This window comes from Brevibacterium renqingii (assembly GCF_017808105.1).
Taxonomy (GTDB): domain Bacteria; phylum Actinomycetota; class Actinomycetes; order Actinomycetales; family Brevibacteriaceae; genus Brevibacterium; species Brevibacterium renqingii.
In genome coordinates this window covers 210,671-236,674 of the sequence record NZ_JADBHF010000001.1, presented here as the reverse complement: position 1 = coordinate 236,674, position 26,004 = coordinate 210,671, and the positions used below count along the sequence as shown (strand labels likewise).

The following is a 26,004-nucleotide window of genomic DNA, read 5'->3' as shown; positions in this document are numbered from 1 at the left end:
GGTCCGTGGTTCTTCCTGCCACCGCTTCCCTCCTGCCGGTCCCCCGGATCGATGCGGCACGGGTCGGCGGCGCTGAGCATTCCCCGATCGCCCGCGACTCCGCCGAAGCCCGCCAAGCCCCCGTCGAAGTCCGCCACGCTCCCTCCGAAGCCCGCCTGGCTCCTGCCGAGGTGGTCCATGTGTTCGCCGCAGGGCTCTACCTCGCAGTCGGCGACAGCGAAGGTCCCCGAGGTCCCGGCCGGCGCCTGTTGCCCATCATGGGGCCCGGCGCCCTGCTCCTGCCCTTCGGGCTCAGCGTCCCGCAGCTCGACAGCACGCACCTCGCTACACTGCGGGCCGGAACCACTGCGCGGGTGGTCCCCGCCGTCTCACCGATGCGACTCGGCTCTCATCCGCCGATCTTCGAGGACCATGTCCCCTCACCTCGGTGGATTGGGTTCCCTGACTTTGCGCTCCACATCGTCCGCACGCACCGGCCGCTTCGTGTGAAGACACAGCTGTGGAAGGGCCTCGACCCAATAACGCTGGTTGCCCTGGCCGGCCATCTGCGTCCCGGGCTGTCGGATCTGGGCTCCCGTGCCGGTGACCTCGCCTCCGCCCTCCTCGACGAGGACGTGGCCGACACCGAGGCCGGGGTTCGAGCTCTCATCGGCGCCGGACCCGGCAGCACCCCCAGCGGTGACGACGCTCTGTCCGGCATCGCCCTCGCGCTCCGATCCACAGGCAGGAACCGTCCGCTCGATCTGCTTTCGCGCACACTCGAACCCATCGACCTCGCCCAAGCGACTCCTGCACTGTCGGCAGCGCTCATCCGTGCGGCCGTAGCCGGTCACTGCGTGCCCGAGGTCGCGGCGGCGGTCGAAGCCGCCCACAGGCTGCTCACCACGCCCAGGAGAGAACCACCGCCTCGGTCAGCCGCCTTCGCAACCCCGGCAGCAGGTTTCCCCGCCGTGCTCTCTCCGCTCGACGGGATCGGTCACAGTTCCGGCCACGACCTGTTCACGGGGTTCCTCGCCGTCCTCACAGCTCTCACCTGCAGCCGCTCAACGCGGCCGGGAGTGAGCCGTTCGCTGTCACCATCCCGGCCTCCAACCGCGGCGATGATCCGCATCCGCGGCGGCGACGGCCCGCGGACTCCGACCCGCACTCCGATCCAGCACTCATCGAAAGGGACTCATCCATGCCACGCTCACTGACCGTCCGCCACGGCGTCTACGTCGACTCGGTCGCCCTCATGCAGGTCTCGACCGAGGTCAAGACCACTCCCGGGGTCGACGACGCCCTCATCGGGATGGCCTCGGAGCTCAATCTCGACCTCATCCATGGAGCCGGTTTCGACATCGCCGAAGAGGTCACCCCGAACGACCTCATCATCGCCATCCGCGCACAGTCTGAGGCGGCCCTGTCAGACGGCAGCAACGCCGTTGACGTCGCCTTCGACAGGCTCGCCGCCGCCGCCCGCGAGTCCAATGGCCCGGGCGGATCCGTGCAGCCGGCACTCACCGTCGAATCCGCGCTCGCCGGGTCCGACGCCGGGCTCACTCTCGTCTCGGTGCCCGGCGAGAGCGCCGGAGTCGAAACCCTCGCGGCCCTCGATTCCGGGTCCTCGGTGCTCCTCTTCAGCGACAATGTCGATGTCTCGACCGAGGTCGAACTCAAAACTCGTGCCGCCGAGCGCGACCTCATCGTCATGGGCCCGGACTGCGGCACCGCGATCATCTCAGGGGTCGGACTGGGATTCGCCAATGAGGTGCGCCGCGGGACCTTCGGCATCATCGCGGCCTCGGGCACGGGCGCCCAGCAAGTCTCGGTCCTCCTCGATGCCGCCGGGGCCGGGGTCAGCCATCTCATAGGCACGGGCGGACGCGATCTCTCCCACGAGGTCGGCGGCCTCAGTGCACGACAGGCCCTGCGGGCGCTCGCCGTCGACGCCGAGACCGAGCACATCATCGTGGTCTCGAAGCCCGCCGACACCGAGGTGGTCGCTGAGATCGAGGACCTCGCCGCCGAACTCGAAGTGCGCGTGAGCTGGGCGATCCTCGGCCCTGATTCCCCGAGTCTCACGGCCGGGGTCGAAACCGCCCTCAGCACAGCCGACTTCACTGTGCCCGAATGGCCGCACTGGGGAGTCTCCGAGCCGGCCGAGGCGCTGACCGGTTCGCTCATCGGCCTGTTCTGCGGTGGGACCATGGCCGATGAGGCGATGCTCATCGCGCGGTCCGCGCTCGGCCCGATCTCTTCGAACATCCCCCTGGCCGGGGCTGAACTGGTGAGCGGAACGACCGTCAGCGCTGACGCGCACACCGTGCTCGACTTCGGTGCCGACGAGATGACCCGGGGCCGGGCCCACCCGATGATCGACCCCTCGCTGCGTCTGCAGGCGATCCGGGATCTCGGCCCCCGGGCCGGTGTGCTGCTGCTCGACCTCGTGCTCGGCCACGGCGCCCACGCGGATCCCGCCGATGATCTGGCCGCAGCGATCACCGAGGCCAAGTCGGCGGCCGCCGAAGAAGGCCGAGTCCTGCCCGTCGTCGTCAGCCTCATCGGCACGAGTGCCGATCCGCAGGACTTCTCTGCCGCCGTCCGCGCGCTCGTCGCCGCCGGCGCCGAGGTGTTTCTCTCGAACGCTGATGCGAGCGCCCGTGCACTCGCCCACCTCGGCTACGAGGCACAGGTGAGTACGGTCACCGAATCCTCGATGCCACCGTCGCGCGCCTGCCCGAATTCCTCCGGCCCACAGGCAGCGACCGACTCAGCCGGCACCCAGAGCCTCTCGGGCCTGCTCGAAACCGCACCCTCCGTGGTCTCCGTGGGCCTGAGCCTCTTCGCCGAGGAGCTGCGTGCCCAGGCTGTGCCTGTGACGGAGGTTCCGTGGAAGCCCGCCCTCGGCGATCCGGCCGCGCTCTACCAGGTGATGGCCGACCCCCGTCGCCGGGAGGCGAACGCCCAGGCGGTTGAGCGCATGCTTGCCGCCGGGGCCGAAGTCGTGGGGCTTCGACCGGCCCGCGAGTGCCTCGGACTGCGCGAGGACGAGTTCCTCCACTCCGGCCCTCCGCTCGAGTGGGACCGAGCCTCTGGCCCGATGCGCGGGGCTCTGGCCGGCGCCGTCGTCTTCGAAGGACTCGCCGAGACGTTGGAGGCAGCGGAGGCTGGTCTCGCCGATGGCCGTTTCTCCTTCGCCCCCTGCCATTCCCGTGACGCGGTCGGGCCGATGGCCGGCGTGGTCAGCCCCTCGATGTGGATGTTCGAGCTCATCGACCCGGTCCACGGCAATCGCGCCTACTGCTCTCTCAACGAGGGCCTCGGCAAGGTGCTGCGCTACGGCGCGAACAACGAGGAGGTGCTCACTCGCCTGAAGTGGATGCGCGATGTGCTCGGCCCCGTGCTCGCCGCGGCCTTGGCCGCCACCGGGCCTCTGGACACGAAGAACTACGTCACGCAGATGCTCCAGTCCGGGGACGAGGGGCACAACCGCAATCGGACGGCGACCCTGCTCTTCCTCCGTGACATCATGCCGAAGCTCTTCACCCTCGACTTCCCCGCTGACGACCTCGCCGAGGTCGCGCGCTTCCTCGGCGCCAACGACTACTTCGCGCTCAACCTCGTCATGCCCACGTGCAAGCTCGCCATGGCGGCGGCGAAGGGGGTGCCCGGCTCGACTCTCGTCGTCACCATGGCCCGCAACGGCACGGACTTCGGCATTCAGCTCGCCGGCACCGGTGAGCAGTGGTACTCGGGCCCGGCGCAGATCGCCGACGGTCTCTACCTCGGCTCCTACGGCGTCGAGGACGCCAATCCCGACATCGGCGACTCCGCGATCACGGAGACCGCGGGCATCGGCGGCCTCGCGATGGCCGCAGCCCCCGCGGTCGTGCGTCTCGTCGGCGGGGACGTCGCCTTCGCGGTCGACACCACCCGACGGATGTATGAGATCACCCTCGGCGAGCATCCGCAGCATCAGATCCCCGTCCTCGAGTTCCGCGGGGTGCCGAGCGGAATCGACCTCGCGAAGGTGCTCCGTACGCACGTGCTGCCGCAGATCAACACCGGTATGGCCGGGAAGGTGGCCGGAGTCGGCCAGGTGGGCGCGGGACTCGTCACGCCGCCGGCCGAATGCTTCACCTCGGCGATCGAGGGCCTGAGCGCACAGCGGCGCTGATGCCCTGCGCCCACCGGGGCAGACCGCCGTCAGCGGTGGATCGCTCCGGTGGTCGCGCTCAGGGACGCCCCGGTGCCCTGCGACCTCTCGGCGAGCACTTCGGCGAGGATCGAGAGCGCGGTCGCCTCGGGAGAGCGTGCGCCCAGGTCGAGACCGATGGGACCGTGGATCCGCGCGATCTCCTCCTCGCTCGCCCCGGACTCGAGAAGAGCCTCGGTGCGTTGGGTGTGCGTGCGCCGGCTCCCCAGGGCACCGACATACCCGGCCGCAGACCGGACTGCCTCGAGGAGGACCGGGACGTCGAACTTGAGGTCGTGGGTGAGCACGGCGACCACGGTCGAGGCATCGATGCGACCGGCTGCGGCCTCGGCGGCGAAGTAGCGGTGGGGCCAGCTGACGACGACCTCGTGGGCCGCGGGGAAGCGCTCTGCGGTGGTGAACACCTGCCGGGCGTCGCAGACCGTGACTCGGTAGCTGAGGAACCGGCCGAGCTCGGCCAGGGCCGCGGCATAGTCGATGGCACCGAAGATGAGCAGGCGCGGTGGAGGCGTCGAGGTGGTGACGAAGACGCGAGTGCCCGAGCCGAGGCGACGTCCCGTCTCATCGTATTCGAGGATCCCGGTGGCGCCGTCGGCAATCATCGCTCGGGCGTCGGTGGAGATGTGTTCGGTGAGGCGCTCATGAGCGAAGTCACCGTGCGCTCTCCCTTCCGCGTCGAGGGCGAGAATGCGGCTCGGTCCGTCAAGTTCTGCGCCGTCCTCCTCGGTGGCTCCCGGCAGCTCGAGAGCCAGTGCTGCCGCACGGGATCCGGAGACCGCCTCGAGGTAGATCCGGAGTCGGGAGACAGCGGCGGGCTCGAGGACGGGGGTGACGAGGACGTCGATCTGTCCTCCACAGGCCAGCCCTACTGCGAACGCCTCCGCATCGCTCGTTCCGTAATGGGCCGAGGCCGCACGACCGGTGCTGAGGACCTCGAGTGCGAGTTCGTGCACGGCGGATTCGACGCATCCGCCCGAGAGGCTGCCGATGACCTGTCCGTCCGCGGCGACGGCCATCATCGCGCCCGCCGGTCGCGGCGCCGATGACCAGGTCTTCGTCACCACGGCGAGTGCGAAGTCCCGACCTCCGTCCAGCCAGGCGAGGATCTCGTCGGCCTCGTTCATGCGTGCGCCCCCTGATCGGTCGCTGTCGGCACAGCGCTCGCAGTCGCGTCCACGGCGGTCACAGGTCCACCGACAGCTCGCGGAGTCGCAAACGCGCCTCCGTCGCCGGTGCCGTGGGACGATCCCGGTGCAGCGATGAGGTCGGCGACGTTCTGCCACTGGGCGACGGTGGTCGCCGGAAGCACGGCCTCGGTATGCGCCGCCGCGACGGCCAGGCCTCGAGTGCGCGCTTCGAATCCTACGCGTCCGGCGCGGGGATTGGCCCAGAGGAACCGATGGCTGAGCCGGGCCAGCCGCGCACAGGCGATGTCGAGCTCCGCACAGTCCCCGTGTTCCCAGCCGTCGCTGATGACGACGAGGATGCTGCCGCGGACCAGGTCCTTCATCCGCTCGCTGAGGAGTTCGGTCAGAGAATCGCCGAGGCGCGTCCCGGCCCCCGCGTCGAGGACCTCACCCAGCGCCGAGGCGACACCGCTGCCTCCTCGCCCGTGCCCGGCCGCAGCACGTGCGCGTCCGTCGACTCTGGTCAGGCGGGTCCCCGCCGTGAAGCAGCGGGCACCGAGCACTGCGGAGCCGCGGGCGAGGAAGCGCAGCGCGGACTCCCGCCACACGGTCATCGAGGCGGACACATCGGCGACGAGGGTGACGGGACGCCGGCGATGGAGGCTGCGCCTGCGCGGGATCGCTGAGATCTCCTCGGAGCGGATGAGCCTGCGCAGGATCCGAGGGGCGTCGATGATGCCGGTGTGTCCCGGGCGAGTCCGATGTGCAAGGCCGCGCGGTGGTCGGAAGACGACGCCGTCGATGAGGGCGGCGGCTTCACTGCCGTGTTCGAACCCGAGGTCGACATGGCGCAGATGTTCGGTCCGGCCAGCTTCGGTGATCTCGCTCGCTTCCCCGCTTCCGCCCTCTGTGCTCATCTCGGGCCGGGGGTATTCGACGTCGATGCCCGGCTCCTCGGCATCCTGTCTGCCTGCCAGTCCGAAGACGGCGTCGAAGATCGCATCGTGGAGGCGCAGATGTTCGGGTCGGGTGCAGGTCAGCGCCCGGGACGCGGCTCGGACCTGTTGCGGATCGAGCGGGTCGAGGCAGGCCGCGGCCGTGATGAGCGACCGCACCGCGTCCGGGTCTGCAGGCAGTCCCGCGGCCCGCAGCCGGATGCCAAGGGTCAGGAAGGTGTCCGTCAGGGTCCTCACGTTCCATCCTCTCCGAATGGGCTGAGAACTGTGCGGGCGGGGGCGAGGTCGTCGGCGTCCTTGAGGACGGCGGAGAGCGTCGCCGCGATCGCTGGGTCGTCGAGTTCGCCGAGGCCGAGGGCGTGCAGGGCGCGCAGCCAGTCGATGGCCTCGGCGGTGCCGGGGGGTTTGAGCAGATCGGCGCTGCGGAGTCGGTTGGCCGCAGCGATGACGGCCCGGCGCAGGGACTCGTCGGCCTCGGGGACGTGCAGGGAGAGGATCCGTGATTCCGCCTCGGCACCGGGCTGGTCGAACCACTGGTAGAGGCAGCGTCTGCGCAGGGCGTCGTGGAGGTCGCGGGTGCGGTTCGAGGTGAGGATGACCAGCGGCGGAGTCTGCGTCGAGATCGTGCCGAGTTCGGGCACGGTGACCGACCAGTCGGCGAGCGCCTCGAGCAGCAGGGCGTCGAATTCGTCGCCGGCGCGGTCGATCTCGTCGATGAGCAGCACCGGTCGCGGCTCGTCGGGCCCGAGTCCCCGCGAGTCCTCGATCGCGCGCAGGATCGGACGGGCGAGCAGGAAGGCCCGGTCGTGGAGCTCATCGTCGAGGCGGAGCGCGTCGATGCGCTCCCCCGCCGAGCCGGACGCCGCCTCGATCGTGCGCACGTGGAGGATCTGCTTCGCGAAGTCCCAGTCGTAGAGCGCTTGGCTGGCCTCGAGCCCGTCGTGGCACTGCAGCCGGATGAAAGGGCCGCCGGAGGCGCGGGCGAGCGCTCGGGCCAGACTCGTCTTGCCCACGCCCGGGGAGCCCTCGCACAGCAGAGGTTTGCCGAGGCGGTGGGCGAGCACACAGGTGGTCGCGAGTTCGGGTGCGACGATGTGCCCCACGCGCTCCAGCTCCTGTGCCAAAAAACGGGGATCGTCGAAGATCGTCATGGCTGCGTCGCCTCCTCCCGAGTCGAGTCTACTGATCGTCTCTGCTCTCTCGAACGTCCGCCGCCACCCGATCATCCGAGTGCGCCTGACCGTGCGAACTCACGGCGGTGCCGACTCTCCCGGTTACCGCCGAGGCGAGCTGCGAGAGCTCGGCGATGACGGCTCGTGATCCACCGTGGTCGACGAAGTCGAGCAGCGCGTCGACCTTCGGTCCCATCGAACCGGAGGCGAAGGTGCCGGTGGCACGCAGGGCTTTGAGCTCGGCTGCGGTGACGGCACCGACATCGCTCGCGTCTGGAGTGCCGAAGCCGGCGACCGCACAGGGCACATCGGTGGCGATGATGAGCAGATCCGCACCCACCGAGGCGGCGAGCTTCGCAGCACTGAGGTCCTTGTCGATGACCGCGGAGACCCCGGCACAGCCCCGGTCCGCGGGCACGACGGGAATGCCGCCCCCGCCGGCGGCGACGACGATCCAGCCGGAGTCCGCAAGGAAGGAGATCATCGGGGTCTCGAGGATCTCGACGGGGTCCGGAGAGGCCACAACGCGACGCCACCCCTTGTTGCCGAAGTCCTTCCAGGTCTGGCCGTGAGCGGTCATCTCCGCGGCGAAGTCCGCATCTTGATAGGACCCGATCGGCTTGACCGGGTCGGCGAACGCTGGGTCGTCGGGGTCGACGACGGTGCGGGTGACCACGGCGGCGACCCTGTTCCCCAACCCGCGGGCTGCGAGTTCGAGTTCGAGGGCGCTGACGATCGTGAAGCCGATGGTGCCCTGGGTCTGTGCTCCGCACCAGTCGAGGCTCACGGGTGGCAGCTCATGCGCGGAGAGTTCGTTCTTGCGCAGGATATTGCCGACCTGAGGACCGTTGCCGTGGGTGATGACGAGTTCGTGCCCGGCCGCCGCGAGGTCGGCCAGATGCACGGCTGCGGCGGCGATCGCGCTCTGCTGGGCCGACGGAGACGGATCCCCGTCGGGCCCGGTCATCGCATTGCCGCCGAGGGCGACGAGGACTCTCACAGCCAGTCGACCGCCGCGGCCGAGGCTCCGTCGACGGAGAGTTCGGCATAGCCGGGCCCCCGGTCGAAGAAGGGTTCGTTCGCCGCCCGGGCCGCCCGCATCTGCTCGCGCAGCGCGGTCGTCGCCGCCTCGTCGGCTTCGGCCCCGTCGATCCCGGCAGCGTCGGCGCCGACGGACAGAGTCGGATCCGCGGTGACGACGACTCCGTAGGAGTCGCGGGCTCCCGCGATGCTCACCTTGCCCCAGCTGACGTCGCGGACCACCTCGGCGACGGGACGATCGAGGGGATCGCCCCAGCCTCCGCCTCCGGTGGTGCGGATCCGCACGACCTCACCGGCGCTGATGACCTCGGCATCGGCGAGTGCATCGATCTCGCGTTCGTTCGCACCGCCCGGATCGATGGTCACCTGGAACGGCTTGCCGGCCTTTCCGCCCTTGACTCCCCAGCAGGCGAGGATCGACCGGTCGGCGATCGACATGAAGTGACCGTCCTTGAGCATGCGGATGTGCTTCTCGTAGCCGAGTCCGCCGCGGTAGCGGCCCGCGCCGCCCGAATCCACGGCCAGGCCGAGTCGTTCGACGCGGAACGGGAACCGGGATTCGGTGAACTCGGTGGGCAGGTTCCTCGAGTCCGGGACGACGTGGATCGTGTCCTCACCGTCGGAGTAGTAGCGTCCGCCGGAGCCGCCGCCGAGGACCTCGCGCATGAGATAGTCCTTGCCGTCGCGGTCCTTGCCGTAGACGCCGGTGTAGCGGATCGTCTCCTGATCGGCGGGCATGCGTCCATCCACGGCCTTCGCGACGACGCCGGCGAGCACGCCGAGGAGGCGGAGGATGACGAAGGTGCGCGCGTTCGTCGGGCCGGGGAACTCCGGGGTGAGCAGGGTGCCCTTCTCCGGGAAGCGCATCTCGATGAGTGGCACGATGCCCTCGTTGACGTCGAGTTCGGCCATCCGCTCCGGGGTGTCGGCGAGGTTGCGCAGGATCGGGGCGAGCCACTTCTTGAGGAAGTTGCCTCCCACATAGTCACCGCAGTGGTTGATCGGCCCGGCCGCCTGCGCCGCGGTGCCCGTGAAGTCGACGATGAGCCGCGGCCCGTCGTCGGGCCCTCCCGTCGACGTCTTCGTCAGCGTGATGCGCTGCGTGTGGAGCATGGGGTCCGAGACGCCGTCGTGCTCGGCATAATCCTCCCAGACGTACTGGCCGTCGGGGATCTTCGAGAGGATCTCGCGCCGGTAGGTGTCGGTCGAGTTGGCCAGGATGGTATCGAAGGCGGTCTCGACGGTCTCGACCCCGTAGCGGGTGAAGAGTTCGGACAGGCGCCGGGCTCCCATCAGGCAGGCCGAGCATTCGGCGTCGAGGTCGGCCGAGAGCGAATCGGGCATCCGGGAGTTGCGCGTCATGATCCGCAGCGCCGACTTGTTCGGCTTGCCCTCCGACCAGAGCTTGATCGGTGGGATCATCAGGCCTTCCTCGAAGACGCTCGTCGCCCCCGAGGGCATCGAGCCGGGGCAGGCTCCGCCGATGTCGTCGTGGTGGCCGAAAGCCTGCACGAAGCACACGACGCGGCCTTCGGCGAAGACGGGTACGGTCACGCACATGTCCGGCAGGTGGCCGATTCCGCCCTCGGATTCATAGACGTCGTTGTGAAAGAAGACGTCTCCTTCGCGCATCTCCTCGATCGGGAAGTCCCGGACCACAGGGTGGACGAGCGCGGAGTACGATCGGCCTGTGAGCTTACGCAGCTGCCGGTCGTGGATGCCGGCACGGAAGTCGTGGGCGTCACGGATCATCGGGGAGCGGGAGGTGCGCGAGATCGAGGTCTCGACCTCCATCTCCACGCTGGCCAGAGTGCCTTCGACGATCTCGACGATGATCGGGTCGACGCTCGATCCCGGCGCGGTGAGGCGATTGCCTTGCTCATAGGCGGTGGGCAGGCCGGCCGGGTTGATCGGCGAAGCGGCGATGTAGTCGGCGAGCTCCTGACCGGTCAGGGGCTCGGTGCGCAGCATCGAACCCGAATCGACGGCGCTCGTTTCGGCTGTGGTGGTCATTTGCTGTCCTCCTGACCGGTGATGCGGGTGATGATGATGTTGGCGGCGCTGTCGATGCGTGCGCTGAATCCGGGGTGGAGCGGCACGGTCGATCCGAACTCCTCGACGATCGCGGGGCCGACGATCTCGTCACCGGCCAGCAGCTCCTCACGCCAGTAGACCGGGGTGTCGACGAAACCGTCGGCGGCGTCGAAGCAGACGGGACGGCGGCCGGTCTGCGCCCGCTCGGCGACAGCGGGGGCGCCGTCGGCGGAGGCGATGCTGCGGGTCGCCGGGCGTGTGATCGGTCCGATGCCGGAGACGCGCAGGTTCACCCATTCGACGAACTGGTCGTCGGTGTCGGCGAAGTCGTAGCCGTAGAGCTTGCGGTGTTCGGCGTGGAAGGCGCGGGTCACCTCGTCGGCCCACTCCCTCGTGATCGCTCCCGCCGGCGCCGGGACACGGACTTCGAAGGCCTGGCCGAAGTAGCGCAGGTCGACCGAGCGGTCGAACTGATGCGCCGAGGCTGGGAAGCCCTCACCGTCGAGTGCGACCGCAGCCCGGTCGGTGAGTCCGGCGAAGAGGTCGGCCACCTCGGCGATGTCGAGACGATCGTCGCGGCTGACGTGCGTCTGGACGTAGTCGTTCTTGACATCGACGGTGAGCAGGCCGTAGGCCGAGACATTACCGGGATCATGTGGGACGACAACACCCGCGAGGTCGAGGACGTCGACGAGGGTGCAGGCGAGCAGCGAGCCGGAGCCGCCGAAGGTCGCGAGCATGAAGTCACGAACGTCGAGTCCGCGCTGGACGGAGATCTGGCGCAGGGCATTGGCCTGGTTCCAGGCGGAGATCTCGAGGATGCCGGTCGCTGCCTTCTGCGCGCTCAGCCCGAGGCGTTCGGCAATCCGGGCGATGCCGGTCTTCGCCGCGTCGACGTCGAGCGGGATCTCCCCACCGAGGAGGTGGGGCGGGATCCGTCCGAGGAAGACGTGGGCGTCGGTGATCGTCGGCTCGGTGCCGCCGTTGCCGTAGCAGATGGGGCCAGGATCGGCTCCCGCGGACTGGGGGCCGACTTTGAGCTGGCCCTCCGGTGTGGTCCAGGCGATGGAGCCGCCGCCAGCGCCGACGGTGACGACGTCGATCATCGGGATCTTCGAAGGGTAAACGCCGACGGTGCCCTCGGTGGTCAGGGCCGGTTCGCCGTCGATGACGACGGTGACGTCGGTCGAGGTGCCGCCGCCGTCGCAGGTGAGCACTTGGTCGAAGCCCGCTTCCCGGGCGATGAGCCCGGCGCCGAGCGCACCGGCGGCCGGCCCCGAGAGCACGGTGGTGATGGGCTGGTGAACGACCTCTTCGGCGGAGAGGACGCCGCCGTTGGACTTCATGATGTAGAAGGGCAGCCCGGAGTCCCCGCCGACGCCGGTGTAGGCGTCGAGGCGTTCGTGGATGTTATGCACATACTTCGAGACCTTCGGTTTGACGGCCGCGTCGACGAGGGTGGTCATCGAGCGCTCGTACTCGCGGTATTCGCGCAGCACCTCGGAGCTCAGCGAGACCGTCGCCTCAGGGTGGATCTCGGTGAGGATCTCCCGCATCCTCTGCTCGTGGGCCGGGTTGGCGTAGGCGTGGAGGAAGTTCACGCCCAGCGTCATCACGCCCTGATGCTTGAACCACTGGGCGACCTCCCTGGCCTGCGCCTCATCGAAGGGACGGACCTCGCCGCCTTCGAAGTCGAGGCGACCGGACACGGTCTTGACGAGGTCGGCCGGGACGATGCGTTCGGGCTTGACCCAGAAATAGGAGTTGCCGTAGCCGTCTGGCACGGCCTGGCGGGCGATCTCGAGGACGAATTCGTAGCCTTCAGTGGTGATGAAGCCGAGACGGTCGAGCTTGCCCTCGAGCAGCTGGTTCGTCGCGACAGTCGTGCCGTGGCTGACGGCGCTGATGTGCTCCGCGGAGACCGAGTCGCCGAGCATGGCCAGCACCTTGTCGATGCCGTTGATGAACCCGTCGGCTGGGTTCGACGGCGTCGACGGAGTCTTCGTCGTCGTCAGTGTGCCGGTGGATTCGTCGAATGCGACGATGTCCGTGAATGTTCCGCCGGTGTCGATGCCGATGCGGATCCGTGGAGCGTGGGGCGACATCTTCGTCCTTCCAGGTCGCGTGGGATTTGTCACTATCTTTCCCGGTGCCCACGCTGACTGAACCGGCAAGAGCTGACAAACCCCAGTGCGTCTGTTGGCGAGAGTTCACAACCGGCTCTCGCCGAGGCTGATTTGCAGCTCGTCGGCGAGCACCTCATCGAGGCTGCGGGCCTCGCGCCCGAGGATCGCCGGGATCCCGGCGCTGCCGCAGGGCAGTCCGTAACGGTCGTAGTAGTCGAACATCGCCGTCAGCCATGCGCGCTCACGGGCGTCGATGCCGGAATCGACGCGGGCATCCTGGGCAGCGGCCCAGTCCGCAGGATTGGTCACTTCGAGACCCACCTCCGCGCCGAGGACCTCTCCAGCGGCCCGAGCGACGTCCCGGATGCTGACGAGCTCCGGTCCGCCGAGCTCGAGAGTCGCGCCGAGGTGGTCCTCGGTCGTGAGCAGCCGGGCAGCAGCCTCGCCCAGGTCACGCAGGCCGATTAGCCCAAATGGAGCGTCAGCACTGTAGGCGACCTTGATGGTCGGCGGCGCCCCACGCAGCCCAGGCACGAGATTGTCGACATAGGCACAGGGCTGAACAATCGTGAAAGGCAGAGAACTCCTGCGCACCCGGTCCTCAGACTCGGCCTTCGCGAGGTGGTGCGGCATCAAAGGCGCGTAGGGGGCGGCGACCGAGTGATAGACGATGCGCTCGATGTCTGCGACGCGAGAGGCATCGAGGAGCATTTCGACGAATCCGAGTTCATCGCTGTGCAGATTCGGTGCCATGAGGTAGGCGGCATGGCAACCGCGCAGGGCGGCGACTGGGTCGTTCAGCTCCTTCCGTCCGAGAGGGACCGGTACATGGCCCGCGGCACTCACTGCGTCTTCGATTGCGCGACCGGTCTTCCCGGTGCCGGAGAAGATGGCGACCCTTCGCACTTCGGCTGCTCTGTTCGATGGGATCGGAGTCATGAGTGGGTTCCTTCCAAGTGCAATCCGAATTGGGCTGCGGCTTCCGGGGTGTCGACGTCGGCCAGTCCATCATTGCCCGGTGGGAGCAGGTCCGCGCACTCAACGCCGTTGACGCCGCCGCTGCTCGAGTGACGTTTCAGCATAGCCCGCAGCCCCTCATCCCCGACTGCGGAGGCGAGCGCTTCGGCGATATGTTTGCGACCGAGGGCGACGGGGTGGCCAGGGACCGAGTTCCAGTGCGCTCGGGCAATACTTTCGGGGGCTGTGGCATCGAGCAGGCGTCCGTGGGCCTCGGCCGGGACGTCGGGTAGGTCGAGCAGTGAGATGACGACACCAGCGGCCGTATTCGGCACCGCGCTCAGGCCCGCGCACAAGGAGGTGCTCAGACCCTGACGGTGGTCCGGGTTCTCGACGACCCGCGCGCTACGAGGCACCAGACGGGACGTCTGCGCCAATGCGGGGCCGAGCACGACGATGACGTCCGGGTCGAGGCCACGCACGACCGCTGCCGTCAGCATCCTCTCGACCTGCGCGGTCAGCAGCGCCGTGCCGTCCGCGCGCCGCAACAGGGCCTTCGGCCCGCCGATCCGAGTTCCGATCCCGGCCGCCAGCAGAAGAAAACTCGGCACCTCATTCACCTGCTCCATGTGCCCAGACTGGCACCCCAGTCGCCGATGCGCCACTGCGCATCTCGACAAAAACGGTGCGGTCAGATCGTCATATTTGATCGTAACGAATGGCAGCCTCCAGAGGTCGCCGCAGACGAGGGGTGCCAACATTTCGCGTCTTTGCCTCCCTCCGACCGGCTCAGCGAGAACCAGGGCTAAGGCGTCCGGCGCCGCAGGGTGAGCGAACCGACGATGACCGCGCCGACGATCCAGCACACGATGAAGAGCACGCGCAGCCAGATGAAGGCGTCGTCCTCATCCCCTGTCGAGACTGCGTCCAGTGCATCGATCGCATGGGACAGCGGCAGCCAGTCGCCGATGACCTCGAGCACGTCCGGCAGCTGCGGGCGCGGGAGGAAGATCCCGCCGAGGAGGATCTGCGGGAACACGAACACCGGCATGAACTGCACGACCTGGAACTCGGTGCGGGCGAAGGCGCTGGCCAGCAGGCCCAAGGCCGTGCCCAGCAGGGCATCGGCGATCGCGACGATGAAGAGCAGCCACAGCGACCCGTCGATCGTCAGGCCGCACACCAGTGTCGCATAGCCGACGGCCACGGCCGTCTGCACGATGGCCAGCAGACCGAAGGCCAGGGTGTAGCCGAGGATGAAGTCGCCGCGTCCCAGAGGCATCGACAGGAGCCTCTCGAGGGTTCCGCTGCGGCGTTCGCGCAGGGTCGAGATGCTCGTGACGAGGAACATGACGATGAACGGGAAGAGCGCGAGCATCGCCGGCCCGATGCTTGCGAAGACATCGGTCTCGTCGAAGATCCAAGCCACCAGCCCGATGAGCAGGCTCGGGACTACGAGCAGGAGGGCGATCGTGCGCGGGTCGCTGCGGATCTGAAGCAGCACCCGACCCGCGGTGGCCAGCGTTCGCATCGGGGTCATCGCCTGCCTCCCCTCCGCGAGAGCAGATGCCTCGCAGGTTTCGTCCTCGTGCGGCTTCCAGGGCCGGCCGAATCCCGTTCGATGATCCGGAGGAAGGCCTCTTCGGCCGAGGCGGTCCCCGTGCTTCTCAGCAGCTCGTCGGGGGTCGTGTCGGCGATGATCGCGCCCTCGCGCATGAGCAGCAGCCGGTCGCAGCGCGTGGCCTCGTCCATCACATGGCTCGACACCAGCAGCGTCGTGCCGTCGTCGGCGAGCCGACGGAAGATCTCCCACAGGTCGGCGCGCAACACGGGATCGAGGCCGACGGTGGGCTCGTCGAGGACGAGCAGCTCGGGCGATCCGAGCATCGCCGCGGCCAGCGACACCCGGTTGGCCTGCCCACCCGACAGCGTGCGCGCCAGCCGATCGGCCTGGCCGACGAGGTCGGTGCGTTCGAGGACGCGATCGACATCGGCCGGCGGTGCACCCTGGACCCGCGCGAAGTAACGCAGATTGGCCCGCACACTGAGATCCTCGTAGATGCTGGCCGCCTGCGTCATGTACCCGACCCGCCTGCGCAGAGGCGCCGACCCGGCCTTGCGGTCCAAGACCATGACACTTCCGCCTGCGATGATCTGGACTCCGACGACAGCGCGCATAAGCGTGGTCTTCCCGCTGCCGCTGGGTCCCAGGAGTCCGATGATCGCGCCCCGCGGCACCTCGAGGTCGAGCCCGTCGATGACGGTGGAACGACCCCGGCGAACCCTCAGACCACGGGCGACGATCGCATTATTCATCATATGATGAATTAGACACCCGGGTGCCGGCCCCGTCAAGACTTCCGGAGGTGCGGATGCTATGCCTAACGGTCGTCGGCTTCTGCGCTGACTCCGTCGAGATGGCCCTGCACAGCGGGGGCCAGACGCGCCGTCAGCTCATCGACCGACAGCGAGACGAGGGGTTCGAGCTCGAGGACATGACGGATGATGAGCGCACCGGCCATCTGGGTGAGCACGAGGGTGGCCCGCAGATCCGCCTCGACGCGCTCGACACCGGTCCTCTCGACCCGTCCTCTGATCGCGCCCTTGAGTTCGCGCAGCAGATACTGCCGGATCAGACGGCCGGCGTCCGAATCGCTCACCGCCGACCGGAGAACGGTCACCCCGATCGACTTCACCGTCGTGCGCTCCCACGCCATGAGCACTGTGCGCACGAGAGATTCGCCGAGGCGCTCGTCGGGAACCTCGAAGGCCGATCTGACGATGCGATCGGGGCGCACGGGCAACCGGATCACCTCGGCGAACAGCCCCGCCTTGGAGTCGAAGTAATGGTGCACGAGTGCGGCATCGACCTCTGCGCGGCGGGCGATTGCGCGGATCGAAGCCGCGTCATACCCCTTCTGTGCGAATTCGGCCGATGCGGCCTCGGCGATCGCCGCACGGGCGTCGCCGCTGCCCGCCTTGCGCGGACGCCCCCGCCGACGGGGAGCGGATGCTGACTCGACCATGCGCCTCAGCTTAGTCGGGCGGCCGCACAGGCGGCGGCTGTGCTCGGACTCCTCAGCTGTCGGGCTCGGCCTCGTCGGGATCGGGGAGGTTCGACTCGTCCACGGCCTCGTGGGTTCCGTCGGCGTTGCGGTAGAGAGTCACGCCTTCGCTGTCGGCGGCTTCCCTGGCGTCGGCTTCGGTGTCCTCGGCCGTATAGCCCGGCGTGGCTCCGTAGGCGACATCGGGCCCGCTGGCCTTCGCCGCGAATTCGTCGAGACGCTCGTTGACCTTCTGCGCCTTGTCGCGCAGCTCATCCATCCGACCCATTCCTGCACTCCCTTCGTGACAGCGGCGCTCCGCCGAGAGGCTGCCCGGACGCCGGCCCGAGGAGATCGGTCGTGTGCTCACCGTCCGAAGCCCTCGGTCGCTTCCTGGCAACGAACACTTACGTGCATTGTAGTCGTTGTCCATTCCCGTCCGGCGGTCGCGATGAGCGCGCCCCGGACCCTGAAAGGTATGCACAACGATCCGCCGCCGGGATCAAAGGTTCGCAAAACGCGCCTCTGTCCGGTCTCGGCCTCCTGGGCGAGGGTCTTAGCGTGGAGACAGCAGACGTCGCGAAGAAAGGTTCCACGATTCACATGTTCAGGCAGTCGTCGAAGTTGGCCAATGTCCTCTACGACATCCGGGGCCCCGTCCTCGAAGAGGCCCAGGCGATGGAAGCAGCCGGACACACGATCCTCAAGCTCAACATCGGCAACCCCGCCCCGTTCGGCTTCGAAGCGCCCGAGGCGATCGTCCAGGACATGGTCCAGCATCTGCCGGTGACGCAGGGCTATTCGGATTCGCGCGGAATCCTCTCGGCCCGCCGCGCGGTCGTCCAGTACTACGAGACCCGGGGCATCCACAATCTCGGCACCGAGGAGGTCTTCCTCGGAAACGGCGTCAGCGAACTCATCACCCTGAGTCTGCAGGCCCTGTGCAATCCGGGCGACGAGATCCTCGTGCCCGGGCCCGACTATCCGCTGTGGACCGCCTCGGTGGCGCTGTCCGGCGGCACCCCGGTCCACTACCGCTGCGCCGAGGAGGACGCCTGGCAGCCGGATCTGGACGACCTCGAATCGCGCATCACCGAACGCACGCGCGGCATCGTCGTCATCAACCCGAACAACCCCACGGGCGCGGTGTACTCGAAGGAGACGCTGCAGGCGATCGCCGACATCGCCCGTCGCCACGGCCTCATCGTCTTCGCCGACGAGATCTACGAGAAGATCACCTACAACGGCGTCGAGCTGGTCAACATGGCGACCCTGACCGGCGACGACGTGCTGTGCCTGACCTTCTCGGGCCTGTCGAAGGCCTACCGCATCGCCGGCTACCGCTCCGGCTGGCTCGCGATCACCGGGCCCCTGCCCGAGGCGCACAGCTACCTCGAGGGGATCAAGCTGCTCGCGAACATGCGCATGTGCTCGAACGTCCCGGCTCAGCACGCGATCCAGGCGGCCCTGGGCGGGAAGCAGTCGATCGAGGACCTCGTCCTGCCGACCGGCCGCCTCGGCGCACAGATGCAGGTCGCACATGAGGGACTCAACTCGATCGACGGGGTCTCGGCCCACCGCGCCGACGGCGCCCTGTACATGTTCGCGAAGCTCGACGTCGAGAGGTTCGGCATCACCGACGACGAGCAGTTCGCCCTCGATCTGCTGCGCGAGCAGAAGATCCTCATCTCCCACGGCACGGCCTTCAACTGGCCCAACCCCGATCACTTCCGCCTCGTCACCCTGCCCTCGGTCGAGGTGCTGACCGAAGCGATCGAGAGGCTCGACACGTTCCTCTCCGGTTACAGGCAGGTCGCGAAATCCACCTGCGAGCTTCCCATCGTGCGCGAGGAGGAAGCGCGAGGTGCGGCCGGGTGAGCCGGCCCCGCCCGGTCCCTGAGACACTGGAGCCATGGCAGAGGTCGACAGTGGAGTGAAGGGTGTGCCGGAGGCCGCCGTGACCGAGATCGTCGGCGCGCTTTCCCGCGGAATCGACCTCGACCGCGCGGGCCTGACGCACCGCCTCGGCGCGCATCCGGACCTCGTCGACTCCTTCGTCGACCTCCAGGCGACGATGGCCCGGTGGAAGCAGAAGGACCGTGAGCGCTCCGCGCTGCTCGAAAGCGCCTCCGAGCTCATCCGCGTGCGGGACACGAAGAAGCTGCTGCAGAAGCTCGTCGATCGCGCCCGCGCGCTCATCGGATGCGATATCGCCTATCTCTCCCAGTACTATCCGGACACCGATGATCTGCGGGTCCAGGCCAGTCAGGGCGCGATCTCGAGCACCCTCAAGAAGCTGCGGGTCCCGCCCGGCATCGGCCTGGCCGGTCAGGTGGTGCGCGACCGCGCCGCACACTGGACCTCGAACTACGATCTGACGTCTCTGCCGCACGAACGTCGGGTCGACTCGGCCGTCAGAGCCGAGCGCATGGAGTCCCTCCTCGGTGTCCCGATGGTCGTCGACGGTGAGGTCCTCGGCGCCCTCTTCGCCGCCAACCGCTATGCGCATGACTTCACGACCGACGAGATCACTCTGCTCTCGGCACTGGCCGACCATGCCTCCGTCGTGCTCAAGACGGCACGGCTGATGGGAGAGCTCGCCGAGGCTGCCCGGGCGTCCGCGGACGCCGAGGAATCGGCCGCCGCTCAGGCGAGCACGCTCCAGCGGCTCGTCGAGGTCGAAGAGCACCTGACCCAGCTCGTCCTGCAGGGCCAGGGCGTCCCGGCGGTCAAGGACACCATCTCGCAGATGCTCGACGCCGAGGTGCTCGTCGTCGACAGCGAGCGCCTCGGCTCCCCCGGCTTTCCCGTCGAGGAGCGCTTCTTCACCGGCCTCACGGTCGACCGGGCCGATATCGTCTCGGCACTGAGTCGCAGCCGAGAGACCGGGCGGAGCGCGCAGGTCGCCGATGCGGGGAACCTGCTCGTCGCCTCGGTGGCCTCCCACCGCCGTCAGCACAGCGGACTGTTCGTCCGCTTCCATGGCGAACCGGCGAACGGGGACGCGAACATCGTGGCCCAGGCGGCGCAATCCCTCGCTCTCATCCGCATGAACGAACAGGCCCGCGCCGATGCGGAGAACCGTGTCCGCGGGGAACTCGCTGTCGACATCATCGCCGGCACCCGCGACCTGGATGAGCTCGAGGCTCGCTCTCGGGCCGGCGGCTTCAGCCTCCTCGGCCCCTGGCGGCTGATGACGATTCAGGGCGGTGCCGACATCGATGACAGCATCGGGCCACGTCTGGCCCGCATCGAACCGCGGATTCTGCTGACTCAGCGCTCACCCGGGCTCACCGTCCTCATCCCGAGCTCGGTGCTGCGCGAAAGGCCGACTCTGGACGCACTGTTCGCCGAGTCAGACGCCCTCGCCGGTGCCCTGGCGGTCATCTCCGGCACCGACTGCGAGCGGGCCCAGCTGCGCCGCGTCGAGGACGAGATGTGGTCGTGCATCCGCATCCTCAACTCCCTCGGCGTCGACGAGGGATTCCACCCGGCCGAGGACTTCGCCCCCTACACCGCGATGTTCGGCACCGCTCCGGAACAGGTGGAGAGGTTCATGGACCGCATGCTCGGCCCCCTGCGTGAGTGGGATCATCAGCACTCCGCCGAACTCCTGGCCACGCTGCGGGAGTACTTCGACTCCGGTGCGAGCATCCGAGGCACGGCGGACCGCATGACTGTGCACGTCAACACCGTCAAACAGCGGCTGGAAAGAGCCGACCGCGTCCTCGGCGACGGATGGAGAGCCCCGGAACACGCCTTTCGGCTTCAGGTCGCGCTTCGCCTGGACCGGCTGAAGCAGTCTTCCTGATCCTCTGCCAGACTCTGTGGCCCTCTCGTCGGAACTGCCACCGTGGTCGTTTGGCCGAAACAGCCATGATTTCGCGCCTATCATGTCCCGAACGGACATGGTGGAGTCGATATCTCCATGGTTGACTGATCTCTCGCGAAGGATCCCCGATCGACGGTGGCTGTCGGTCGACGACGAACCGAGTGGAGACACACGATGGCAGAGAACAGCCGCATCGCCGGCTTCCGGAACATGACGGTCGACGAACGCAGAGCGGCCATAGCGGATGCGACCGAGCTCGAGGCCGAGTCCTTCGCGCAGATGGATGCCACCGCCTTCGCCCCGGAAGCGGCCGCCGACCTCAGCGAGAACGTCATCGGAGTGTTCTCCCTTCCCCTCGGCACAGCCACGAACTTCACGATCAACGGCACCGATGTGCTCGTGCCCATGGCGACCGAAGAGGCCTCGGTCATCGCCGCCGCGAGCAATGCCGCCCGGATGGCGCGCCCGCAGGGCGGTTTCTCCACCAGCTCGACCCGCCCGGTCATGCAGGCCCAGATCCAGCTGATCAACGTCGCCGACCCCCATGCCGCACGCACCCGGATCCTCGAACGACAGGCCGAGATCATCGACCTCGCCAACGCGCAGGACCCCAAGCTCGTCGAGGTCGGCGGCGGTGTCACAGGACTGGAGGTCCGCCTCGTCGAGGCCCGATCGGAGACCTACTTACTCGTCCACCTCCTCGTCGACGTCCGCGATGCGATGGGAGCGAACGCAGTGAACACGATGGCCGAGGCCGTGTCCGGCACCGTGGCCGGCATCGCCGAGGGAGAGGCGCTTCTGCGGATACTGACGAACAAGGCCGACCGTCGTCTCGCACGGGCCCGGGCGGTCTTCGACCGCGAGCTGCTCGGCGGTGAGGAGGTCATCGACAACATCCTCCGCGCCTTCGAACTCGCCGCCGCCGACCCCTACCGCGCGGCCACTCACAACAAGGGCATCATGAACGGGGTCTCGGCCGTCGTCCTGGCCACCGGCAACGACACCCGCGCCGTCGAGGCCGGCGCTCATTCCCACGCTGTGGTCGACGGACGCTACACCTGCCTGTCGAGGTTCGAGAAGAACGCCGCCGGCGACCTCGTCGGCACCCTCGAGATGCCGATGCCGGTCGGCCTCGTCGGCGGGGCCACGAAGGTCCACCCCGCCGCACGCGCGGCCCTGCAGATCGCCGAGGTCTCCACCGCGCAGGAGCTCGCCGAGATCATCGTCGCCACCGGCCTGGCCCAGAACCTCGCGGCCCTGCGGGTGCTGGCCACCGAGGGCGTGCAGCGCGGGCACATGTCCCTGCACGCGAAGAACCTCGCCGCCTCGGCCGGAGCCACCGCAGACGAAAGTGCGATCATCGTCGCCCGGCTGATCGAGGAGAAGACCTTCCGATTCGACCGCGTCCAAGCGCTGCTCACCGAACTCCGCTCCGGCGGTGCCCGGTGACCGCCGTCCTGCCGCAGCGGGTCCCGCAGCCGGACCTGCCCTCCCGCGTCAGCATCTGCGAGGTCAGCGCCCGCGACGGACTGCAGGCCGAATCGCGCACGCTTCCGGTGCCCGTGCGCCTCGAACTCATCCGCCGCCTCGCCGAGGCGGGGCTGACCTGCATCGAGGCCGGCAGCTTCGTGTCGACTCGAGCGGTCCCCCAGATGGCCGATACGAGATCCGTCCTCGCCGGGCTCGACCTCGGCGCCGAGGCCGCCTACCCCGTCCTCGTCCCCAACCAGCGGGGGCTGAAGGACGCCGTGGCCGCGGGCGCGGTCGATGTCTCCGTATTCATCAGCGTCACGGAATCGTTCTCGCAGGCCAACCTCGGCGGCTGCCTGAGCGAGACCACCGAGCGCGGCCTCGAGACCGCACGGACGGCCGCGGCAGCGGGCCTGCGTGTGCGCGGCTATCTGTCGATGGTCTTCGGCGACCCCTGGGAAGGTGCGGTCGAACCGGAACGTGTCGCAGCCGCCGCTCGCGACCTCCTCGATGCCGGCTGCACGAGCGTCTCGCTGGGCGACACCATCGGCACCGCCACTCCCGGACATGTCAGCCTCGTTCTGGAGACATCGATCCGCGCCGGGGTCCCGATCGAGGCGATCGCCCTGCACACCCACAACACGTTCGGCCAGGCGCTGGCGAATGTCTACGCCGCGCTCCAGCTCGGAGTGCGGCAGTTCGACTCCTCTGCGGGCGGGGTCGGAGGATGTCCGTTCGCCGGCAGTGCGACCGGTAACCTGGCCACCGAAGACCTCCTGTGGATGCTCGACGGTCTGGGAATCTCCACAGGGGTCGACATCGACGCGGTGGCCGCGACGAGCCGGTGGCTGAGCGAGCAGCTCGGCCGAGAGCTCTCATCGGCGACCCCCGCCGCCGTCCTCGGCCGGCAGCCTGCTGCCCGCCGCTGACAGCCTGCTGCCCGCCGCCGGCTGACAGCCGTCAGCTGCAGCCTGCAGCCTGCAGCTGACGGCAGCCGGCCGCACCGAACCGTCCCTGACCGCCCGCGACCCATAAGAAGGCAGGCAACGATGCCGCAACTCCTCGAAGTGTGGAACGACACCGTCGATCCCAAGCACCTGACCGGCGGGATCGCCATCGGCGTCGGAATCGCCGTCCCGGCGTTCCTCATCTCCGATCATCTCTTCAGCGCCTCCGGCGGCGACGAGGCGCTGTCCCATTCCTACGCTCTGCTCATCGGCATCGTCGGCTGCGTCCTCGGCGCCGTCATCGCAGGCGTCCTCTTCAAACCCAAACGTGTGATCACGACCTCCGCCGCCGATACGCGCAGCCGCCAGGAGGTCATCGACGAGATCGTCGAGGAGTACGGAGAGCTCGGCGATCCGCGCGAGCTGGGCCCCCGGGCGCAGGCGGAGATCCGCGCTCTCGGCCTGTTCGAGGCCCTCGTCGACAACTATGAGGCGCATCAGCGTGGGAAGGACGGCCGGCAGTGAGCGCAGAGCTCCTCGAACCCATCCTCTGGGCGGTCGGGATGGCGCTGCTGGCCGCGGTGCTCTTCACCGGCATCGGCCTGATCTCCGGCACCGATGAGACGGCGATCGTCGCACCCCTGGCGCTGCTGGTCATCCTCATCGGCGTCCCTCCGGCCGGAGTCATCGCCTTCTTCCTCGCCGCGATCATCTCCAAGCACATCTCCCACGCCGTGCCCACCACGCTGCTCGGCATCCCCGGGGACACCACGGCGGTGCCGATGCTGCGCGAGGCGCAGCTGCTGCGCTCCCTGGGCATTCCCCACATCGCGCTGCAGAAAGCGATCTCCGGCGGGGTGGTCTCCGTCGTCATCGCGATCCCGCTGTCGATCCTCTTCGCCCTCGTGCTCACCCCCTTCGCCGAGGCCATCGGCGCGGCCGCTCCCTGGATCTTCATCGCCGCCGCCGTCCTCGTCGCCTACACCTCGAAGGGCAGGCTCGCCGCGGTCGCCGCCCTCATCCCCTTCGTGCTGCTCATCGTCGGCCTCCAGGCCTTCATCATGGAGCAGAAGGAGGCCACCTTCACGACCTCCTTCTTCCTCGGCATCGCCACCGGCCCGCTCATCTTCGACCTCTTCGCCGCCCTGTCCCCGGTCGGCCGGCGAGCAATGGCACAGTCGGGCAAGCGGGAGTTCGCCCTCGCACCGGATGTGCGACCAGCCGGCGGCGGACGGCTGCCGAACCCCTTCAAGGCCCTGGACGGCAAGCAGCTGGCCTACACCAGCGGCTCGGCGGCCATCACGAGCGCGACCTTCGTCTTCTCCCCCGTGGCCATGGCCGTGCTCATGGGCGAGATCGCCGGAAGCCGGATCAAGAACGGCTACCACCGTCTGACGACGGTCATCACCGTGCGCAACGGCACCACGGAGTCGACCTATATCGCGGAGACCCTGATCCCCCTCATCGCGATCGGCCTGCCGCTGTCCCCGATGGCAGCAGGTCCGGCCGCACCGCTGTTCAACGCTCCGCCGGTCTACACGCTCGATACGGAATCTGGGACGAGCAGCAATCTGCACGATCTCCTCTCGACCGGTCAGTTCGCGCTCTTCTCCGTCATCGCGGCCGTCATCGCCATCGCGATCGCCTATCCGTTCGTGATGACCAACGCCCACCGGGCCGCGACGTGGGTCATGCGATCGGTCTCCCATGAGGCGATCATCACCGGATTCGCGGCCCTCATCTGCGTCATCTGCCTCTACGAGGGCGGGCTGCTGGCCCTGGGCGTGACCATCACCGTCGGCCTCGTCGGCGGTCTGTTCAACCGGATGATCGGCATGCACGCCGGCGTCCAATTCATGGGCTACTACGTCGCAGTGCTCACCGTGCCCGCACTGCTGGCCCTCTGAGCCGCGGCGCTCGACCTCCGTTTGTGGTCACTCCGCCGAGGCCACGCGCCCGTTTCGGCTGTTTCGCCTCGGCGGAGTGACCACAGACGCGGCTTTCACCGGCTCACCGCCATCTCCGGGTGACCGTGCGGACGTCAGCGACCACCTCGGCGATGGCGGAATCGTGGGCATCGGCGATCGGATCGTGCCGGGTCCTCCCCTTCTGCTTGGACCGCGAGACGAGCAGCACGTCCCGGCGGCAGGCGCTCAGGGGCATCGGGATGACCTCGATGTCCGGATCGGCCGACAGGGAGGACTCGGGGATCATCGCGACCGCCAGACCGGCCGAGATCATCCGGTTGATGGCCGCGTAGTCGTCCATCCGCATCCCCACTCGCGGCTCGAAGCCGGCAGCGAGGCAGAAGGACCGGACCACTTCGTCGATGGCGTCGCCGGGATCGATGCTGAAAGCCCAGGTCTGGGACACGAGCACGGTGAGGTCGGGCAGGCCGTGGTCATCGACGGCGATCGGTCCGATGGACTTCGGCACGCACAGGAACAGCCGTTCGGAGTACAGGTGCGCCGAGCTCAGCGTGGTCGGGATCCAGGTCCTGTCGATATCGGTCGACACGAGCAGCGCGAGGTCGAGGTGGCCGGACTCGAGCCGGGAGACGAGCTTCGCATGCTCGTCCATCGTCACGTCGAGGGCCGCGGTGAGCATCTCGGTCCGCTCACCTGCGACCGCCTCGTCGCGGGTGAGCCAACGGGGACGGTGCTGCAGCTGGTCGTGCAGGCGCGGAATGACGCGGGCGCCGACCGTGGGCACCGCGCCGATCCTGACCGGCACCGCCTGGGACTCGCGCCACAGCGCCACCTCCGCGCCGAGGCGGTCGCACAGCCCGAGGATCTCGCCGGCTCGCGAGACCACGAGGCTGCCCACGGTCGTCGGATGCGAACCGCGCGGAGTGCGGTCGAGGAGTGTGGCACCGAGCGCGCGTTCGAGGCTGCGCAGGTGATGGTTGACGGTCGGCTGGCTCCACTGCAGCTTCGCGGCCGCCCCGGCCACGGATCCGGCCTCTGCGACGGCACGCAGAGCGGTGAGTCCGCGAGTATCCAGAGGTTCCATTGCTCTCCCCTCTCCAGTTCAATACTGACTATAGAGCAATCGAGGAAACTTGGTATTCTCCTCGCCCTGCTCTTCTCCCTAGCCTGGG

Annotated in this window: 21 protein-coding genes; 8 read left to right on the top strand and 13 right to left on the bottom strand. The window is 68.5% G+C overall.

From position 1 onward, the window contains the following. Nucleotides 1–5: 5 nt before the first annotated feature. On the top strand, nt 6–1,196 hold the full coding sequence (locus IHE57_RS00985; RefSeq protein ID WP_209370172.1) for an oxamate carbamoyltransferase subunit AllH family protein: 1,191 nt from the start codon (nt 6–8) through the stop codon (nt 1,194–1,196). Then, complete coding sequence (locus tag IHE57_RS00980; protein WP_209370171.1) at nt 1,181–4,159, top strand: bifunctional FdrA/YlbE family protein; 2,979 nt, start codon at nt 1,181–1,183, stop codon at nt 4,157–4,159. The genes IHE57_RS00985 and IHE57_RS00980 overlap by 16 nt, the downstream gene beginning before the upstream one ends. Nucleotides 4,160–4,188: 29 nt before the next feature. Here the strand turns inward: IHE57_RS00980 and IHE57_RS00975 are convergent, their stop codons facing one another. The 12 genes from IHE57_RS00975 to IHE57_RS00920 form a co-directional block, all read right to left on the bottom strand. After that, nucleotides 4,189–5,322, bottom strand: a complete 1,134-nt coding sequence (locus tag IHE57_RS00975) for an XdhC family protein (RefSeq protein ID WP_209370169.1) — start codon at nt 5,320–5,322, stop codon at nt 4,189–4,191. Further along, a complete protein-coding gene (locus IHE57_RS00970) occupies nt 5,319–6,518 on the bottom strand; it encodes a VWA domain-containing protein (RefSeq protein ID WP_209370167.1) in 1,200 nt (399 codons plus the stop codon). Before IHE57_RS00970 ends, IHE57_RS00975 begins: the two co-directional genes overlap by 4 nt. Then, on the bottom strand, nt 6,515–7,432 hold the full coding sequence (locus IHE57_RS00965) for an AAA family ATPase (protein ID WP_209370165.1): 918 nt from the start codon (nt 7,430–7,432) through the stop codon (nt 6,515–6,517). The genes IHE57_RS00970 and IHE57_RS00965 overlap by 4 nt, the downstream gene beginning before the upstream one ends. A 28-nt stretch (nt 7,433–7,460) precedes the next feature. Then, entirely contained in the window at nt 7,461–8,453 is a 993-nt protein-coding gene (locus IHE57_RS00960; RefSeq protein WP_209370163.1) for a carbamate kinase, read from the bottom strand. Next, nucleotides 8,450–10,507, bottom strand: coding sequence for a hydantoinase B/oxoprolinase family protein (locus tag IHE57_RS00955; RefSeq protein ID WP_253719818.1), 2,058 nt, complete (start codon nt 10,505–10,507; stop codon nt 8,450–8,452). Before IHE57_RS00955 ends, IHE57_RS00960 begins: the two co-directional genes overlap by 4 nt. Further along, nucleotides 10,504–12,633, bottom strand: a complete 2,130-nt coding sequence (locus IHE57_RS00950) for a hydantoinase/oxoprolinase family protein (RefSeq protein ID WP_209370161.1) — start codon at nt 12,631–12,633, stop codon at nt 10,504–10,506. The genes IHE57_RS00955 and IHE57_RS00950 overlap by 4 nt, the downstream gene beginning before the upstream one ends. A gap of 105 nt (nt 12,634–12,738) precedes the next feature. Continuing rightward, a complete protein-coding gene (locus tag IHE57_RS00945; protein ID WP_209370159.1) occupies nt 12,739–13,593 on the bottom strand; it encodes an SDR family oxidoreductase in 855 nt (284 codons plus the stop codon). After that, nucleotides 13,590–14,240 carry a nucleotidyltransferase family protein gene (locus IHE57_RS00940; RefSeq protein ID WP_209370157.1) on the bottom strand — a complete coding sequence of 217 codons (651 nt, stop codon included), beginning with the start codon at nt 14,238–14,240 and terminating at the stop codon, nt 13,590–13,592. The genes IHE57_RS00945 and IHE57_RS00940 overlap by 4 nt, the downstream gene beginning before the upstream one ends. A gap of 176 nt (nt 14,241–14,416) precedes the next feature. Beyond that, on the bottom strand, nt 14,417–15,151 hold the full coding sequence (locus IHE57_RS00935; RefSeq protein WP_209370155.1) for an ABC transporter permease: 735 nt from the start codon (nt 15,149–15,151) through the stop codon (nt 14,417–14,419). Then, nucleotides 15,148–15,930 carry an ABC transporter ATP-binding protein gene (locus IHE57_RS00930; protein WP_209370153.1) on the bottom strand — a complete coding sequence of 261 codons (783 nt, stop codon included), beginning with the start codon at nt 15,928–15,930 and terminating at the stop codon, nt 15,148–15,150. The genes IHE57_RS00935 and IHE57_RS00930 overlap by 4 nt, the downstream gene beginning before the upstream one ends. A gap of 62 nt (nt 15,931–15,992) precedes the next feature. Next, on the bottom strand, nt 15,993–16,637 hold the full coding sequence (locus IHE57_RS00925; protein WP_209370151.1) for a TetR/AcrR family transcriptional regulator: 645 nt from the start codon (nt 16,635–16,637) through the stop codon (nt 15,993–15,995). A 52-nt stretch (nt 16,638–16,689) separates the two neighbouring features. Then, nucleotides 16,690–16,935 carry a hypothetical protein gene (locus tag IHE57_RS00920; protein WP_209324371.1) on the bottom strand — a complete coding sequence of 82 codons (246 nt, stop codon included), beginning with the start codon at nt 16,933–16,935 and terminating at the stop codon, nt 16,690–16,692. Nucleotides 16,936–17,258: 323 nt separating this feature from the next. Here IHE57_RS00920 and IHE57_RS00915 point away from each other — a divergent pair, with 323 nt between their 5' ends. From IHE57_RS00915 to IHE57_RS00890, 6 genes are all read left to right on the top strand, one after another. Continuing rightward, a complete protein-coding gene (locus tag IHE57_RS00915; protein WP_209324372.1) occupies nt 17,259–18,533 on the top strand; it encodes a pyridoxal phosphate-dependent aminotransferase in 1,275 nt (424 codons plus the stop codon). 34 nt (nt 18,534–18,567) lie between these two features. Continuing rightward, nucleotides 18,568–20,466, top strand: a complete 1,899-nt coding sequence (locus tag IHE57_RS00910) for a helix-turn-helix domain-containing protein (RefSeq protein WP_209370149.1) — start codon at nt 18,568–18,570, stop codon at nt 20,464–20,466. 156 nt (nt 20,467–20,622) lie between these two features. After that, nucleotides 20,623–21,936 (top strand): hydroxymethylglutaryl-CoA reductase, degradative, encoded by a 1,314-nt coding sequence (locus IHE57_RS00905; RefSeq protein WP_366933815.1) that lies wholly within the window; start codon nt 20,623–20,625, stop codon nt 21,934–21,936. Further along, nucleotides 21,933–22,886, top strand: coding sequence for a hydroxymethylglutaryl-CoA lyase (locus tag IHE57_RS00900; RefSeq protein ID WP_209370147.1), 954 nt, complete (start codon nt 21,933–21,935; stop codon nt 22,884–22,886). Before IHE57_RS00905 ends, IHE57_RS00900 begins: the two co-directional genes overlap by 4 nt. Nucleotides 22,887–23,006: 120 nt before the next feature. Then, complete coding sequence (locus tag IHE57_RS00895) at nt 23,007–23,429, top strand: hypothetical protein (protein ID WP_209324376.1); 423 nt, start codon at nt 23,007–23,009, stop codon at nt 23,427–23,429. After that, nucleotides 23,426–24,811, top strand: a complete 1,386-nt coding sequence (locus tag IHE57_RS00890; RefSeq protein WP_366933814.1) for a tripartite tricarboxylate transporter permease — start codon at nt 23,426–23,428, stop codon at nt 24,809–24,811. Before IHE57_RS00895 ends, IHE57_RS00890 begins: the two co-directional genes overlap by 4 nt. Before the next feature lie 103 nt (nt 24,812–24,914). Here IHE57_RS00890 and IHE57_RS00885 read toward each other — a convergent pair whose 3' ends face one another. Further along, nucleotides 24,915–25,916 carry a LysR family transcriptional regulator gene (locus IHE57_RS00885; protein ID WP_209324377.1) on the bottom strand — a complete coding sequence of 334 codons (1,002 nt, stop codon included), beginning with the start codon at nt 25,914–25,916 and terminating at the stop codon, nt 24,915–24,917. Between the last annotated feature and the right edge of the window lie 88 nt (nt 25,917–26,004).

Excerpts from the sequence above, each read along its gene's own strand:
- IHE57_RS00965 (WP_209370165.1), bottom strand. The coding sequence starts at position 7,432 with ATGACGATCTTCGACGATCCCCGTTTTTTGGCACAGGAGCTGGAGCGC.
- IHE57_RS00910 (WP_209370149.1), top strand. The coding sequence starts at position 18,568 with ATGGCAGAGGTCGACAGTGGAGTGAAGGGTGTGCCGGAGGCCGCCGTG.
- IHE57_RS00930 (WP_209370153.1), bottom strand. The coding sequence starts at position 15,930 with ATGATGAATAATGCGATCGTCGCCCGTGGTCTGAGGGTTCGCCGGGGT.
- IHE57_RS00980 (WP_209370171.1), top strand. The coding sequence starts at position 1,181 with ATGCCACGCTCACTGACCGTCCGCCACGGCGTCTACGTCGACTCGGTC.
- IHE57_RS00975 (WP_209370169.1), bottom strand. The coding sequence starts at position 5,322 with ATGAACGAGGCCGACGAGATCCTCGCCTGGCTGGACGGAGGTCGGGAC.
- IHE57_RS00925 (WP_209370151.1), bottom strand. The coding sequence starts at position 16,637 with ATGGTCGAGTCAGCATCCGCTCCCCGTCGGCGGGGGCGTCCGCGCAAG.
- IHE57_RS00955 (WP_253719818.1), bottom strand. The coding sequence starts at position 10,507 with ATGACCACCACAGCCGAAACGAGCGCCGTCGATTCGGGTTCGATGCTG.
- IHE57_RS00920 (WP_209324371.1), bottom strand. The coding sequence starts at position 16,935 with ATGGATGAGCTGCGCGACAAGGCGCAGAAGGTCAACGAGCGTCTCGAC.
- IHE57_RS00935 (WP_209370155.1), bottom strand. The coding sequence starts at position 15,151 with ATGACCCCGATGCGAACGCTGGCCACCGCGGGTCGGGTGCTGCTTCAG.
- IHE57_RS00940 (WP_209370157.1), bottom strand. The coding sequence starts at position 14,240 with ATGGAGCAGGTGAATGAGGTGCCGAGTTTTCTTCTGCTGGCGGCCGGG.
- IHE57_RS00915 (WP_209324372.1), top strand. The coding sequence starts at position 17,259 with ATGTTCAGGCAGTCGTCGAAGTTGGCCAATGTCCTCTACGACATCCGG.
- IHE57_RS00895 (WP_209324376.1), top strand. The coding sequence starts at position 23,007 with ATGCCGCAACTCCTCGAAGTGTGGAACGACACCGTCGATCCCAAGCAC.
- IHE57_RS00950 (WP_209370161.1), bottom strand. The coding sequence starts at position 12,633 with ATGTCGCCCCACGCTCCACGGATCCGCATCGGCATCGACACCGGCGGA.
- IHE57_RS00945 (WP_209370159.1), bottom strand. The coding sequence starts at position 13,593 with ATGACTCCGATCCCATCGAACAGAGCAGCCGAAGTGCGAAGGGTCGCC.
- IHE57_RS00885 (WP_209324377.1), bottom strand. The coding sequence starts at position 25,916 with ATGGAACCTCTGGATACTCGCGGACTCACCGCTCTGCGTGCCGTCGCA.